This window comes from Kribbella sp. NPDC050124 (assembly GCF_044460355.1).
In the GTDB taxonomy this organism is placed as follows: domain Bacteria; phylum Actinomycetota; class Actinomycetes; order Propionibacteriales; family Kribbellaceae; genus Kribbella.
The window spans coordinates 279,071-293,413 of record NZ_JBITJU010000001.1; the positions used below are offsets into that span (position 1 = coordinate 279,071).

The 14,343-nt window shown below is 68.9% G+C and carries 14 protein-coding genes and 1 tRNA gene; 4 read left to right on the forward strand and 11 right to left on the reverse strand.

Annotated elements, in window-relative coordinates; genetic code table 11:
• Positions 1-11: 11 nt before the first annotated feature.
• Entirely contained in the window at positions 12-1,523 is a 1,512-nt protein-coding gene (locus ACIBL3_RS01410; RefSeq protein WP_396351175.1) for a hypothetical protein, read from the forward strand.
• Positions 1,524-1,574: 51 nt separating this feature from the next.
• Here ACIBL3_RS01410 and dcd read toward each other — a convergent pair whose 3' ends face one another.
• On the reverse strand, positions 1,575-2,150 hold the full coding sequence (gene dcd, locus ACIBL3_RS01415) for a dCTP deaminase (RefSeq protein ID WP_396351176.1): 576 nt from the start codon (positions 2,148-2,150) through the stop codon (positions 1,575-1,577).
• Positions 2,151-2,467: 317 nt separating this feature from the next.
• Positions 2,468-2,911 carry a MarR family winged helix-turn-helix transcriptional regulator gene (locus ACIBL3_RS01420; protein WP_396351177.1) on the reverse strand — a complete coding sequence of 148 codons (444 nt, stop codon included), beginning with the start codon at positions 2,909-2,911 and terminating at the stop codon, positions 2,468-2,470.
• 391 nt (positions 2,912-3,302) lie between these two features.
• On the opposite strand from ACIBL3_RS01420, the gene ACIBL3_RS01425 reads away from it, so the two are divergent.
• Positions 3,303-3,376 (forward strand) — tRNA-Gly (locus ACIBL3_RS01425).
• A gap of 107 nt (positions 3,377-3,483) precedes the next feature.
• On the opposite strand, the gene ACIBL3_RS01430 is transcribed toward ACIBL3_RS01425, so the two are convergent.
• From ACIBL3_RS01430 to ACIBL3_RS01440, 3 genes are all read right to left on the reverse strand, one after another.
• On the reverse strand, positions 3,484-4,197 hold the full coding sequence (locus ACIBL3_RS01430; RefSeq protein ID WP_396351178.1) for a phosphatase PAP2 family protein: 714 nt from the start codon (positions 4,195-4,197) through the stop codon (positions 3,484-3,486).
• A 69-nt stretch (positions 4,198-4,266) separates the two neighbouring features.
• The gene (locus ACIBL3_RS01435; protein WP_396351179.1) at positions 4,267-5,022 is read right to left on the reverse strand and encodes a CPBP family intramembrane glutamic endopeptidase; all 756 of its coding nucleotides are present in this window, start codon (positions 5,020-5,022) and stop codon (positions 4,267-4,269) included.
• A gap of 2 nt (positions 5,023-5,024) precedes the next feature.
• Positions 5,025-5,645, reverse strand: coding sequence for a TetR/AcrR family transcriptional regulator (locus ACIBL3_RS01440; protein WP_396351180.1), 621 nt, complete (start codon positions 5,643-5,645; stop codon positions 5,025-5,027).
• 150 nt (positions 5,646-5,795) lie between these two features.
• Here ACIBL3_RS01440 and ACIBL3_RS01445 point away from each other — a divergent pair, with 150 nt between their 5' ends.
• Positions 5,796-7,751 (forward strand): hypothetical protein, encoded by a 1,956-nt coding sequence (locus ACIBL3_RS01445; protein ID WP_396351181.1) that lies wholly within the window; start codon positions 5,796-5,798, stop codon positions 7,749-7,751.
• An 87-nt stretch (positions 7,752-7,838) separates the two neighbouring features.
• The gene (locus ACIBL3_RS01450) at positions 7,839-10,358 is read left to right on the forward strand and encodes a polysaccharide lyase family 8 super-sandwich domain-containing protein (protein WP_396351182.1); all 2,520 of its coding nucleotides are present in this window, start codon (positions 7,839-7,841) and stop codon (positions 10,356-10,358) included.
• On the opposite strand, the gene ACIBL3_RS01455 is transcribed toward ACIBL3_RS01450, so the two are convergent.
• The 6 genes from ACIBL3_RS01455 to ACIBL3_RS01480 form a co-directional block, all read right to left on the reverse strand.
• On the reverse strand, positions 10,336-10,812 hold the full coding sequence (locus ACIBL3_RS01455; protein WP_396351183.1) for a MarR family winged helix-turn-helix transcriptional regulator: 477 nt from the start codon (positions 10,810-10,812) through the stop codon (positions 10,336-10,338). The two genes, ACIBL3_RS01450 and ACIBL3_RS01455, sit on opposite strands and share 23 nt — an antisense overlap.
• Positions 10,812-11,414, reverse strand: a complete 603-nt coding sequence (locus ACIBL3_RS01460; protein WP_396351184.1) for a DJ-1/PfpI family protein — start codon at positions 11,412-11,414, stop codon at positions 10,812-10,814. The genes ACIBL3_RS01455 and ACIBL3_RS01460 overlap by 1 nt, the downstream gene beginning before the upstream one ends.
• Positions 11,415-11,480: 66 nt before the next feature.
• The gene (locus ACIBL3_RS01465; protein ID WP_396351185.1) at positions 11,481-11,873 is read right to left on the reverse strand and encodes a type II toxin-antitoxin system VapC family toxin; all 393 of its coding nucleotides are present in this window, start codon (positions 11,871-11,873) and stop codon (positions 11,481-11,483) included.
• Positions 11,873-12,106, reverse strand: coding sequence for a hypothetical protein (locus ACIBL3_RS01470; protein WP_396351186.1), 234 nt, complete (start codon positions 12,104-12,106; stop codon positions 11,873-11,875). Before ACIBL3_RS01470 ends, ACIBL3_RS01465 begins: the two co-directional genes overlap by 1 nt.
• A gap of 24 nt (positions 12,107-12,130) precedes the next feature.
• Positions 12,131-13,303: an MFS transporter gene (locus ACIBL3_RS01475; RefSeq protein ID WP_396351187.1), complete on the reverse strand. Its 1,173-nt coding sequence runs from the start codon at positions 13,301-13,303 to the stop codon at positions 12,131-12,133.
• Complete coding sequence (locus tag ACIBL3_RS01480; protein ID WP_396351188.1) at positions 13,300-14,325, reverse strand: MerR family transcriptional regulator; 1,026 nt, start codon at positions 14,323-14,325, stop codon at positions 13,300-13,302. The genes ACIBL3_RS01475 and ACIBL3_RS01480 overlap by 4 nt, the downstream gene beginning before the upstream one ends.
• Positions 14,326-14,343: the final 18 nt, after the last annotated feature.

Consider the following 14,343-nt stretch of genomic DNA (forward strand, 5'->3'; position numbering starts at 1 on the left):
AGTAACCAACGATGCTGCGTCCGACGACCGCAAAAGCAGTCGCCACCGCCGCCACCGCCCTCGTCCTCCTGGCCGGCTGCGGCGGAGGCGACGACAACGGCTCCGACTCCAACTCCTCGAGCGGCGGCGACCAGACGTCGAGCACCCCGTCGGCCCCGCAGGTCGCATCGTTCGACCCGCCCAAGGCCTTCGCGACCAGCTCCGCCTTCGGTGTCGAGCCGACCAAGAAGGACAACCAGTACACGTTCACCGCCGGCATGGTCGGGCAGACCACGCTGATCGCCGGCCTGGAGGGTGTCAGCGGCCGCAACATCGCCGCCCAGGGCAAGGCCTGGTTCTACCCCGCCACCGAGGCGGCCGAGACCACCGAGACGCTGGACCTGAGCAAGCCGATGGGGGTGCAGGTCGACGGCAAGGACGTCGTCGTGATGGCCTACATCCAGAACGACAAGGGCAACGGGACCCAGAAGTCCAAGGGCCAGGTCGTGGTCCAGTGGATCGACGCCGCCGAAGGCACCAAGGTCGCCGAGGTGGTCGCGGACCTGACCCCGGTCTTCGGCCCCGGCGAGGGCGGCGACGACGTGGTGAGCCAGGCGTACGACGCCGCCACCGGTCAGGTCGCGATCGGTGTCTCGGCCGGTTCCCAGGCGGCCGCCAAGAAGGCCGACGTGGTCACCGTCTACGCCGACCCGAAGACGCAGAAGTCGACGCTGATCCCCTTGGTCCGGCCCGCCGGTGTGCTGAACGGGATCGTCGCCGGTTCGAAGGGCGGCAACAACGAGAGCGCGAAGGACGGCACGATCGTGATCGCCGACGGCGCCGGCGGCAAGATCACCAAGCAGACCCCGACCAAGCAGGACTACCTGTTCCCGGCGAGCGAAGGCGGCACCAAGCGCGCCTACCTGAGCGGTCACTCCTACGTGGAGACGGGTGGGATGGAGGACAAGTACGACAACGTCCTGTACTCGGTCGACATCGCGACCGGCGCCGTCGTACCGACCAAGTCGAGCCTCGTCGAGGACGACATCAACTACCGGTGCCTGGGCGACCGGGCGAACGCCGTGGTCTGCACCCAGGGCGAGGGCAACAGCAGCGAGATCCTCGGCCTCGACGACACCACCGGCAAGAAGACCTGGGGCTACACCAAGGACTCCGCGAGCCGGATCATCCCGAGCGTCACCGCGGCCTTCCACGGCATCGTCTACGCGCAGACCGACACCCAGCCGGTCCTGATGGACGCCGCCACCGGGAACGACGTGAAGAGCGGACTGTCCACACCGTCGGAGGGCGCGACCCCGACCGACGGCTCCACGCCGTCCTCGACGCCGTCCTCGACGCCGTCGGAGGGTTCGGCCACGCAGCAGGGTCCGGACCCGGGCAGCGCGAACGGCTCGGACATGTCCCTGTTCGACGGCACGATGCGGTCGCCGGTCGCGGTCACGCAGTACGGCGGAACCTACCTGCAGAACAAAATGGGCAGCGGCTTCTACACGATCCTGATCGCGCTGACGCCCACCGCCTGACGTCGAGCATCGAAAAGGCCCCGGTCGATCGACCGGGGCCTTTCGTCGGCACTAGACGTCGGTGCGGTGGAAGTTCTGGTACGAGCGAGACGGCGTCGGGCCGCGCTGTCCCTGGTAGCGGGAGCCGTACTTCGCGGAGCCGTACGGGTGCTCGGCCGGGGAGGACAGCCGGAAGAAGCACAGCTGGCCGATCTTCATGCCGGGCCAGAGCTTGATCGGCAGCGTCGCCACGTTCGACAGCTCCAGGGTCACGTGCCCGGAGAACCCCGGGTCGATGAACCCGGCGGTGGAGTGGGTGAGCAGCCCGAGCCGGCCCAGCGAGGACTTGCCCTCCAGCCGAGCCGCCACGTCGTCGGGCAGTGTCACCAGCTCGTACGTCGATCCCAGCACGAACTCACCGGGGTGCAGGATGAACGGCTCCTCCCCCTCCGGCTCGACCATCCGGGTCAGGTCGGGCTGTTCCTCGGCGGGGTCGATGTGCGGGTACTTGTGGTTCTCGAACACCCGGAAGAACCGGTCCAGGCGGACGTCGACACTCGACGGCTGCACCATCGCAGCGTCGAACGGGTCCAGCTGAACCCGCTTCCCGTCGAGCTCGGCCAAGATGTCACGGTCGGAGAGCAGCACGACCGCACGTTAGCAGCGCCTCGTCCCCCAGCCCAGCGCCAGCCTCGGATTCCGGTCTGGCCCGGGTGGTCCTGGTGTGGCCGCCGACGGGCGACCACACCGGACCTTCGTCCGTCGACAGCCGGCCCACGATCGGGATCGCGGTGCCCGGGGGCGGTTGTCCGGAGCCCTCAGCTCTCCGGCGTCACCACTCCTCCGGGCCCTTCCGCGTCCACCTCGTCCCTCGTCCGGCCGTCGTACCCGATCCGCCGGCACCGTTGCGGAGTCCCGGCGACCTCGGGGCCTGAGGCAACGAACCCGCCTCAGGTGCGGCTACCTCAGCCGGACAGCTTGTTGAACCGCGACACCTGGGTGGCGAAGGTCTTCACCTGCGCCGGCGACCAGTCCTTGAGCAGGTCCTCGATCACCTTGTGCCGCTTCTTCCGGGCTGCCGCGAGCTTGCGCTTGCCGGCCGCGGTCAGCGTCAGCAGGGTCGCCCGGGCGTCCGACTTGTCGGCCGCACGCTTCAGCAGACCCTCTTCCTCCAGCCGCGCGCAGGCCCGGCTGACCGGGCCCTTGTCCACCTCGAGCGCAGCCACCAGGTCGGCCATCCGCACCGGCGCCAGCTCCTCGACGTGGTTCAGCAACGCGTACTGCGCCGGCTCCAGGTCCGGGTGCGCGTCGTCGGACAGCCTCCGCTGCAGACCACGCAGCCGCCGTCCCAATGTGACGAGCTCCTTCTCCAGGTTGTCCAGCACGTCACTCGTGTCTGTTGCCACCATTCACCCCTTCATCCAGTTGCCCCGCAACCATCTTGTCCGGTCCAGGTGCGGACCGCATCCTCACGTTGCGTCGAAATGTTGCCCCCGGCAACGCGTTTCTAATCTGCCAGAAGATGCCGGACCTGCCCAGTCCTGGGCGCGCCCTTTGTGGAAAACTGCCCAGGAACCCATCCCGCAAACCGCCCACCACCCCGTTTTCGATGCATCCGGCATCAGTTCGCCTGTCCGACTTTGTGCACGAGACTTCCGTCCGGAGCGCGCCGACGCACTCGGGTGGTGCACAAAGTCCGCCTGATGGGGTGCAGTGGCGGCGGCGCGCCGGGGGCGGCGTGGCCCGGGGACCGGGCATCGGCTATGCTCGTCTCCGCCTGCTGGTCCGACCGCCAAGCATGCGGGTGTAGTTCAATGGCAGAACATCAGCTTCCCAAGCTGACAGTGCGGGTTCGATTCCCGTCACCCGCTCCATTTGTCAGGACATAGTTCGAGCCCGGGTCTTCAGGACCCGGGCTCTTCGTCGTTTCGGATTGGTTGCCTCGGACCCCTACTTCCGACAATCCGCCTTTTCGGGTTGATCAAACGGTTGAGCTAGGCCAGTGTCCGGCGGGCTCGCGGTTGAGCAGGAGGCTGACGAGTTTGGTGGTGAGTGGCATGGCGACGAGCAGGAGGGCGATGACGACGGTTGCGCCGAGGGTGGCGCCGGCGGCGACGTCGTGGGGGTAGTGGACGCCTGCCGCGACTCGGGCCAGCACTGCTCCGGCTGCCAGCGGCAAGGCGAGGGCGGCGAGCCGGGGACCCAACATGGCGATGCCGACGGCCAGGCCGACCGCGAGGGTGGCGTGGTTGCTCGGGAAGGACCAGTCACCGACCGCGGGACAGTGCGCAATCACTTCGGCGCCGGGAACCGTGCGGCACGGACGTGCCTGGTCGACCACCAGCTTCAACGCCTCACTGAGGCCGTAGGCGACGACCGTCCCGACGCTGGTCAGCAGTACGCCGGCCAGAGTCCGGGCGTCGCGATAGCGGTACGCCGTCCACAGCAGGAGCAGCCCCAGCGCGACCACCAGACCATCACCCGCGCGGTCGGCCAACGACCCCACCCAGGACGGCGCGTCCGCCACCACCTCATTCAACCTCCGGAACGCCGACGCGGAGTCGCCGGACGTCACCCGCACCGGGACGGTCGTCCCCAAACCGCCCGGAGCGAGCAGTACGACGACAACCGTCCCCAGCACCAGCGCGCCGACCGAACCCAGTACCCGACGCACTCCGTCGTACCTCCGTGTCATGGACTCGATGCTAGGAGCGACCACAAGCGACCGCAGTGAGCCAAAGTCCTGCCCGTGCCCTGACGATCGTCAGGTTGTTGCCTGGAGCACCTTGGTACGCACCGGAGCGCCCCGGCCGCGCAGGGTCAGGTGGACGGCGGTCGCCGCGACCGTCCACAGGGTTGCGACCACAGCCATCGGAAAGACCGCGCCGGACTCCTCGACGAACACGAGCATCATGCCGAGGTTGACGGCGGCGTGCGCGGCGGTCGCGACGACGAGGTTGGTACGGCGGGCCTCCTGCAGTACGGCGCCCATCACCACCGAGATCGCGGTCGCCATCACCACGAACAGCCCCATGTAGACGAGCCCGTGCTGGAACCCGCCGATGTGCCAGAAGCCCCAGAGCAGGCCGACGATCAGCGACGAACGCAGTACCGAGAACCGGGTCTGCAGGTACGGCTGCAGGTACGAACGCCAGCCCAGCTCCTCACCGGCCGCGCCGATGATCATCGTGACCACGAGCACTCCGAACGGGAACGGCAAGCTGTCCGCCCGCCAGTCCCGCCCGGCGAGCACGTGGACGAGCACCGAGGCGAGCAGCGTCGCGATCACGATGCCGACCACCAACGCGCTCCGCCCGGCGGCCACCGCGACCGGGGTGAACCGCGCATCGACCCGCGTCGTACGGCGGAACAGCAAGAACATCACGCCGACGCCGAGAGCCGGCGCGAACTGAACCAGCTGGATCAGGTCCGGATCGGGCCCGGTCGCCGCCTGCAGCGCGTTCAGCACGCCGCTGAAGACGAAGGTGACCAGGGAGAACACGAACACCCGCAAGAACATCCTCACTCCTGACAGAGATAGGGCGCGATCATCAGGTCCAGCTGCTCGGTCATGAACTCGCGCAGCGAGCCCCAGCCGTTCACCGCCCAGACCTGGAGCGCGCCGTTGAAACAGACAAGGGTGTGGCGAGCCAGCGCCGGTACGTCGGTGTCCGGCCGCAGCTCACCGGCCTCCCGGGCGGCCAGGTAGAGGCGGGCGCAGCTGTCCACGATCGCCGCGGAGTGCGCCAGCGCGTGCGCCCGGAACTCCGCGTCGGCGACGTCGAGCTGGACGAAGCCGAGACCGTTGCCGAGCTCCTCGCGGTGCTTGATGTGGGCAACCGCAGTGAGCGCGAAGTCCCGCAGGGACGCGAGCGGGGAGGTGCTCCGCGCCTCCGCCTCCTCGACCGCGCGGAGCACCATCAGCGGCGACCGGGCCGCCGAGGCGAGCAGCAGGCCGCGCTTGGAGCCGAAACGCTGCATCAGCGTCGGCGGGGCCAGCCCGACCCGCTCGCCGACGGCGGCGAGGGTCAGTTTCACCGGTCCCAGCTCGGCGAGCACCTGGCGAGTCGCGTCCAGGATCGCGTCGTCACTGACCAGCCGCGGCCGGGCCACTCCACCACCTCCGAGTTTGTGAATCGCCATTCGTTAATTCTGGAACAGTAACAGATCCTTGTGCGATCAGTTATCCAGGGCAACGGGTGAACGACGGGACCCGAAGAGGGCCCGTCCCTGGAGCCCGTTGCCCGGTCACCCGCCGCGGGCCGGGCTCGTCGTACCAACGGGAGCCTCTTCATGCGTTTCGCCCGCACCGCCCTGGGCCTGTTGCTGACTCTGGCCGGCCTGGTGGTCACCCTCGCCGGAGCGGTCGCCGCCTTCTGGCTGGTCGGCCCGGACAACACGGTCACCACCGCGAGCCGGCAGTTCACCAGCCAAGGCCTGGCCGTCATCACCGCGCCCGACCTGCTCGACCGGCACGGACCGACCCTGCACGTGACCGCGACCGGCGACAAACCGGTCTTCGTCGGCGTCGGGCAGGACCTGGACGTCGCCGACTACCTGTCCGGCGCGGCCCACACCCGACTGATCTGGTTCGACCCGCCGGCCACCTTCGGCACGCAGGAGATGCGCGGCCGCAGCGCGCGGGTGACGCCGCCGGCCGACCTCGACTGGTGGGTCGCGGAGGCCAGCGGTTCCGGCAGGCAGTCGGTCGCCTGGCCGATCCAGGACGGCCGGTACGACGTGGTCGTGATGAACGCGGACGGGACCCCTGCCGTGGGCGCCGATGTGCAGTTCGGTGTCGAGGTGGATCGGGCGTTCGGGGTCTGCCTGTTGGTGCTGGGCGCCGGCCTCCTGGTGCTCGCCCTCGGCCTGGTCCTGACCTTCCGCCGGCGCCAGTCGGTCGCCGTCGCACCCATCGCCCGCCTGTCGCCCGCGCTTGCCGCGGCGCCGCCGTCCCAGCCCTCCGCTCTGCCGGTTGTTGCGGCGGAGCCGGTCGTGCGGCGGCCGGAGCCACTACTTCCGGAGCCGGTCGGCGCTGCGCCGATGTTGATGACGCCGTCCGCGGTGGCCAGGGCCAAGTCGCCGGCGTTCCTGGTCGCGGTCGGCGCGGTCCGGGGCGACGACGAGCCCTTGTACGACGAGGCGCCGTACGACGAGACGCCGTACGAGAGCGCCTGTGAGACCAGGCACGAGATCAGCTACGCGATCACCGAGTACGACGAGGAGCCGGCGACCGTGCGGCTCGAGGAGTCGCCGGAGTTCGAGCGCAGCGACGAGGCCGTCCGGAAGACCGCCGCGCTGCTCGCCAGCGGCGCTTTATTGCTCACGACAACGAGTTGCGGACTGCTGCCGGCCAAGAACAGCGTGGCCGCACCGGAGACCCGGCCGGCCGTCACGCTCGCCGACGCGCAGGCCGTGGTCGCGAAGTACAACCAGGTCAACAACCAGGCGAACCAGGCCCGCGACGCCAAGCTCGCCGAGACCTTCGAGGCGAACCCGACGCTGGCCCAGACCCGGGCCGGGTACCTGATCGGCGCCAAGCTCGACCCGGCCGGCAAGGACAAGAGCAAGCCGTTCACGTACACCGATCCGCAGATCGGGGCGCCCGAGTTCGGGTCGTACCCGATGCGGTTCGTGGTCAGCTCCGGTGTCTCGACCGACCCCGGCAGCCGCCAACTCGGCGTCTGGCAGCGGCAGAGCGCCGGCGCGCCGTGGCTGCTGACGAACTCGGTCTACCCGCTCAAGACGGTGAAGCTCCCGTCGATGGAAGGCCTGCGGACGCCGGACCAGACCGATCTCGACAAGCTTGTCAGTCAGCCGTCCACGGTCGGCGCCGCGCTCGCGTCGTACCTCTCGACCGGCGGGAAGTCGAGGCTGTTCACCCCCTCCCCCGGGACGACGTCACTCCTCGAGCGGCGCGCGAAGTCGAAGGTGGCGGACGCCCAGGAGACGTACATCGCGAGCGTCACCGACACCTTCGCGGCGACCGGCGAGCCGCTCACCTTCATCACCTCGACCGGCGAGGCCCTGGTCTTCCTCTCCCTCACCGAGCAGTACCTGCAGCGCGTCGAGCCCGGCTCCAACGCCTACTGGACCAGCGGCGAGGCGACCGCCTTCAGCAGCATGGTCAAGTACACCCAGACCATCCACCAGGACTACCTCTACCAAGCCGCCCTCCTCATCCCCGCCGCCGGCCCAACCCGCATCCTCTCCCTCGACGGCCAACTCGTAGGCGCCGGCGGTTCCTGAATCATCAGCATGCAAGCGCTTGCCGAAGGATAGTTCCGGCTGATTGACTCCCGGGGTGAGGTTTTTCCCATCCGCCCGGGAGTATCAGTGGACATCACCCGCCGCCGCCTGCTGTCGTTTGTGCCTGCTACCGCTCTGTTGACCGCGGTCAATCCTGCTCCGACCGCCCGCGCCGGCGCGACGATTGCTGCCTTGGAGGCTGACGCGAGTCAGCTGCTCGCCAACGCAGTCGCGGTCTACGCCGGTACGGCGGAGTCGAACGCCCGGCCCGAGGTCGCGGCGAAGCTCGCCAACCTGGACGCGACCGCGCGGACCTGGTTGGCCGCGATGGATCGGGCGCAGGCGAACGAGCTCTTCGCCGGTCTCCCGCTCGGGACCAGCGATCCGAATCTGAATGCGTCGTACCAGCACCTCTACGAGATCGCGCTCGCGACCAAGCGCCCCGGTCAGGCGTCCGACCTGCAGGGCAACGAGCAGGTGCGCGCCCGGGTCGCCGAGAAGCTCGCCTGGCTGCACGAGAACTACTACGGCGACCAGTCGAAGGGGTACTACGGCAACTGGTTCACGTGGGAGATAGGCATCTCGACCCACGTGTCGAAGACGCTCGCCCTGCTCGACGCGCCGGCTGCGCTGATCGCGCAGTACGTCCCCTCGATGGACGCCTACCTGCGCAACGGCAAGGACGGCGACGTCGACCTCGACTCGCGGTTCCACACCGGCGCGAACCTCGTCGACATCACCGCCAACCGGATCCTCCAAGGCGCGCTGATGGGCGACGACGCGCGGATCCGGAAGGCGCTGCAGGACCAGTTCACCGTGTTCGCGACGGTCGACCCGTACAACCTCCAGCACGGCGTGACCGACGGCTACTACGCCGACGGCTCGTTCATCCAGCACTCGTCCGTCGCATACACCGGCTCGTACGGGAAGGGCCTCCTCAGCCGGGTCGTCCAGACCATCAAGGTGCTGGCCGGCACCGAGTACGCCCAAGGCGACGACCTGGTCGGCGTGGTCCAGGGCTGGGTCGAGCACGGGTTCGCGCCCTTGATCTTCGAGGGCTGGATGATGGAGATCGTCAAGGGCCGCGCGGTCTCCAGGACCACCACCGGGTACGCCGACGTGGCGGTCGTGGTCGAGGCGATCGTCGACCTGGCCGACTACGCGACCGGCGACGACGCGAACCGGCTCAAGGCGTTCGCGAAGTTCACCGCGCAGCCGACGATCAACCCGGTCAGCTTCGTCTCACCGGTCAGCATCGCCCGGTTCGCCGACCTCAAGGCCGACCCGGCCATCGTGCCGGCCGACCTCAACCCGGCGGCGAGCAGTACGGCGTTCAACGCGATGGACCGGACCGTGCACCGGCGACCCGGGTACGCCTTCGCGCTGGCCCGGAACTCGGAGCGGATCAGCAAGTACGAGTACATGAGCGGCGAGAACCTGCTGCCGTGGTTCCAGGGTGACGGCGCGCACTATCTCTACCTGGCCGGCCACGACCAGACCCAGTCGTTCGGAATCGACTACTTCACGACGGTCTCGCCGTACGCGCTCGGTGGTGTGACCGCGCCGGTCGAGGCCCGCAAGTCGATCCCGGAGCTGTACGGGACGGCGTACTACGACAACCCGGACCACCCGCTGAACTTCACGCCGTCGAGCGAGTCGCAGAACAGGTACGTGTACTTCCCGGTCGGGACGAACGCGTACTCCGGCGGCGCGACGCTCGACGCCTACGGCGCGGTCGGGTGGGTCCAGTCGAGCGACTTCGCCTACGAGTCGCGCGACCAACTGCCCGACGACTTCGTGGTCTACCGCAACGCCGAGGCGACCAAGTCGTGGTTCATGCTCGACGACGAGATCGTCGTACTGGCAGCCGGCGTCACCGACGACACTCGCGCAGTGACGACGACGTTGGACACCCGTCTCGCGGCTCCGGGTGATGCGGTGTCGATCACCGGCGTCCGGCGGGACGGCACGGCGTGGACCGGGACGGGTACGACGGATCCGTGGTGGCTGCGATACGCGAACGGCGGAACGTCGATCGGGTACTACTTCTTGCAGCCGAGCCAGGTGTCGGTGGGTCTGGAGCAGGTGACGCGGAGCCGGCGGGTGGTGCGGACGTCGAACCCGGACACCGCGGCCACCAAGCAGGTCTTCGGGCTGACGGTCGCACAACCGGCCGGGTCCAAGCGCTCACTGGCCTACGCTTTGGTGCCCAATACAACGGAATCCGGGCTGCGGTCCTACCAGCACGGACGCGTGGTCGTGCTGTCGAACACTCCGCGATTGCAGGCGATCACGCATGTCGGACTGCGGCTGACCGGCGCCAACACCTTCGGTCCCGGTCAGCACAACTTGCCTGGCCTCACCATCGACGGACCGGCGTCGGTGCTGCTGCAACGACAGCAGGACGGCTCGATCACGGTGGCCGCGGCCGACCCGACCACGGCGCGCGACACGGTCACGGTGAACCTGTGGGCGCAGTACCTGAAGGCCGAGTCCACCGTTCCCGGTGTGCAGGTGGTGCGGACGGTGACCGGGACGCGGCTGACGTTCGCCACGCATCACACCTACGGGCGAAGCCTGGCAGTCAGGCTTCTTCCAGCGTGGTGATCAGGGTTTGCATGGTGGTGAGCGTCGTACGGAGCGCGTCGAGATCGACGGTGGCGGCGAGCCTGTCGACGAACGGGTGCTGGGCGAACGAGATCTGCCGGATCGCCCAGTAGCCGGCCTCGGTGCAGGCAAGCAACTTGGCGCGGCGGTGGGCCGGGTTCGGGCGGTACTCGGCCAGGCCGCGCTCGACCAGCAGGTCGGCGATCCGCTGCACGCCCTGCCGGCTGACGCCCATGATGCGGCCGACCTCCGCGACGGATCGCGGCTCATCCAGGACGCCGCCCAGGACCTGCCACCACGCGGCGGTCAGCCCGCCGTGCGCGGCGAGGTCCTGGGCGGCCTCCATCAGCCGCGCGTTCAGCCGGAAGGTGGCGAGGACGACGTCCGTCACCAGCGCACCACCTTCCGACTGCGGATCCGGCTTTGGCCAGTCCTCGCGTGGTGGAACAGTCATCAGCCGACCAGAGCCGGGTACGACGACGGGTCGGCGCGGTGGAACACGCCTTCGTACGCGTCCAGCTTCTTCTCGTCCGCCAGCCCGAGCCGGTCGAGTGCCGCCCGCGCGAACTGCACCGGCGAATCCGGACCGGCCGTGATCAAATCGCCGTCGACGACCGCGCGCTCGTCCACGTAGTTGTCGCCACCTTGGTAGCCGGTCGCCAACAGGTACTCCTTGACTGCGCTCGTGTGCTTCCGCTCGTCGAGCAGCCCCTCACGCGCCAGCCCAGCTGTCGCCCCACAGATCGCCGCCACCGGAATGCCGGCCTCGAGGAACCGCCGCGCCAACTTCGCGAACGCTTCCCCCTGCCCCTCATCCCACAGCGCCGACCCAGCCAGCACCAGCAGATCGCCGTCCGTGGGCTCGACGTCCCCCACCACCACATCCGGCACCACCCGCAACCCACCCATCGTGGTCACCGGCTCCGCGGTCTCCCCCACCGTCACGATCTCCCACTGCTCCCCGGTGAACCGCCCGGTCCGCAACTCGACCAGCAGATGCCCGATCTCCCAGTCCGCCCACGTCTCGTAAACACCCACATAAGCTGTCTTCGTCATAGACAACATGTTGTCATATAGACAACGTGTTGTCAAGACTTGATGATGGCCTCAGCCCGCACCAACTCAGGTGGGTGCATCGACGGGCAGTTCGGCGGCTCGCGCCGCGTCGGCGAGGCGTTTGTCATAGGTGACGAACGAGGTGAGGCTGGGGCGGATGCGGAGAGCCGTGGCCAGGTGAATGGCATCCAAGGTGCGGACGGTCGCCGGCCGGACCGTCTGGGCCAGGATGCGGGTTCCGGCGTCCAGCTCAACCAGGTCGATCAGGTCGAGAACCGGGTGGAGCCGGGAGACTGCACCTGGCGCGTATCGACCGAGCGCCCGGGACGACTCGATCTCCGCCAGGACAGAACTCGTCCACCCTGTCTCGGCTCGCTCGTCAAGCCAGTCACGCAGCGCCTGCGACTCGCTCTCCGCGTGTACGAGCTTCACGATCGCCGCAGAGTCGAGATAGATCATCAGCGCTCACCCTCGCGGGCTCGGGAGATCTCCGCGGCGACGTCGATGCCGTCCGGCTCACCGAGCGGCATCCGCAGGACAGCACGGCGCATCGTGGCTGCCCGTTCCCGGCGCAGCGCAGCTTCAAGTACCGCCTGCCGGACAGCCGCCGAACGGGAAATGCCGTCGTGGGTCAGAACCTCCAGTGCATGCTCGGTCTCCGCATCGGTGCGAATGGTGATCGTGTCTGCCATACCTCCAATGTAAGACAAATTGTCTTACAGAACCAGTTCGAGGTGCCTGCGTTCCAAGGAGAAGAGTGCGAGGCCGGCGAGGGCGGTGCTGGTGGCGCTGAGGATCAGGGCGTGGTGGATGTCGAGGGCTGCCAGGAGGTTGGTGGAGGCGATCAACGGGATCGTCTGAGCGAGGGACAGCAGGGACTGGAGGCGGGTCAGGTGGGAGCGGGGGGTGGCGCGGACGAAGAGGGGAGCTAGGTGGGAGGTGAAGAGGCCTACGCCTAGGCCTTGAAGGAGGGCTGAGACGGTGGCTGGCCAGGGGGATGAGGCAAGGGCCAGGGCGGTGATGCCTGCGGCGGCGAGGAGACAGCCGAGGCCGGCGGCGGCGCCCGAGCGCGTGAAGGTGCCGAAGCGCGCGACGAGCGGCGTCACGAGCAGGCTGCCTGCCACGGTGGCGCCGACGACCACGCCGGTCTGGGATGCGGGCCAGCCGTGGGTGCGGGCCAACAGCGGGATGCAGAGCGAGGTGACTGGCAGGACGAAGGCGGCGACGACGGCGACCACGAGGAGGATGGTTCGGAGGGTCGGGTCCGACCAGGCGACGCGGATGCCGTCGAGGGCGTCGCGGGCCACCGACTTGCGGTCCGACTGCGGCTTCACGTCGTACGGCGGCTTGATGGCGAGCAGGACGCAGAACAGTACGGCGAAGGTCGCGCCGTCGATCGTCAGTGCGCCGGCCAGGCCGAGGGATGCGACGAAGAGTCCGCCGATCGGGCCGCCGGCGAGTCTCACGAGCTGGTTGGCCGACGTACTCAGGGCCATTGCCTTTGGCAGTTCGTCGTCGGTGACGAACAGGCGCGGCAGGGCGCCGGCTGCCGGGAGGGCGAAGGCGTCGACGGTCCCGATGGCGGCTGCGGTCAGGATCAAGAGGGTGGCTGAGGTGCCGGCGAGTGCTACGGCGGCAGCCAGGCCGAAGCAGCAGGTGCCGACAATCGCCGAGCAAGCGATGAGGATGCGGCGGGGACCCCAGCGGTCGCCGAGGACGCCGCCGAGCAGCAGGAGTACGGCGCGCGGCAGGGTGAACGCGGTCAGCACGAGGCCCGCGACGTGCGGGGCGATCCCGGTCGCGGCCCAGCCGAGCGCGAAGAAGAGCGCGCTGTCGCCGAACGCCGAGAGTGTGGACCCTGCCAGCCAGCCGTAGTACGGCCGGTTCACCCGTCCAGCCGGACAGGCATCACCAGCGTGGTGAACGTGCCTTGGTCGGCCGAGCGTACGACGACCGGCCGGTCGGACGCGCCGATCTCGAGCAGCACGTCCGGCCCGACACTCGCCTCCAACGCGGCCGCGAGCAGGCCCGCCGTGAACCCGATCCGCGCCGACCCGGACCCGATCACGTCGAGCTTCACCTCACCGTCGATCCGGAGCTCCACCGGGTCGATGTGAAAGGCAACAACATCCCGCCCTTCCAGAACCGCCCGCAACCCACCCCGATCCATCACAACCCGACACGTCGGCGGCGTCAGCCCATCCAGAATCCCCTGGTACGCCGGATACTCCCCCGAAACCACCGTCAGCCCGCGCACTTCCCCGTCCCGCGCGAGCTCCAACTCGCCACCGGCAACCTCGACCCTCACCTGCTCCCCGGCGGTCAGCCACCGGATCAACTCAGTCAGCTCGGTCGCCGGCACCAGCACACTCGTGGGCGCCCCACTGAAGTCCACGGGCTGAACGGTCCGCACCGACAACCGATACCGATCGGTCGCCACCAACCGCACCTCGTCGGCGGTCAGCTCCAACCGCACACACTCCAACACCACAAGTTGGGGATCGGCATCAGGTGAAGCGGCGGCGGGGGTTACCTGGCGGATGGCGCTGGCTAGTTCGGGGGCGCCTAGGACGGCGACCGTGCGGTCGGCCAGGAGGGTGGAGAGGAGGTGGTCGGCGGCGGTTCGGGTGGCGGTGGTTTTGGCTTCGACGGTGCGGAGGTGGGATTGGATTTGGGCGGCCAGGGCGGCGGGGTCGGCGTCCAGGGCGGTGCGGACTTCGGGGAGGGGGAGGCCTATTTCGCGAAGGTTGCGGAGGAGGCGGGCTCGGGGGGCCTGGGACGGGGTGTAGTAGCGGTAGCCATTGGTTACGTCGACTTCGGCGGGCGGGAGCACGTCGCAGTCGTCGTAGAAGCGCAGCGCGCTCGGCGCCAGGCCCACCAGCCGGGAGAACTCACTGATCGTCAACCTCATGCCGCGACCCTCAGCCCT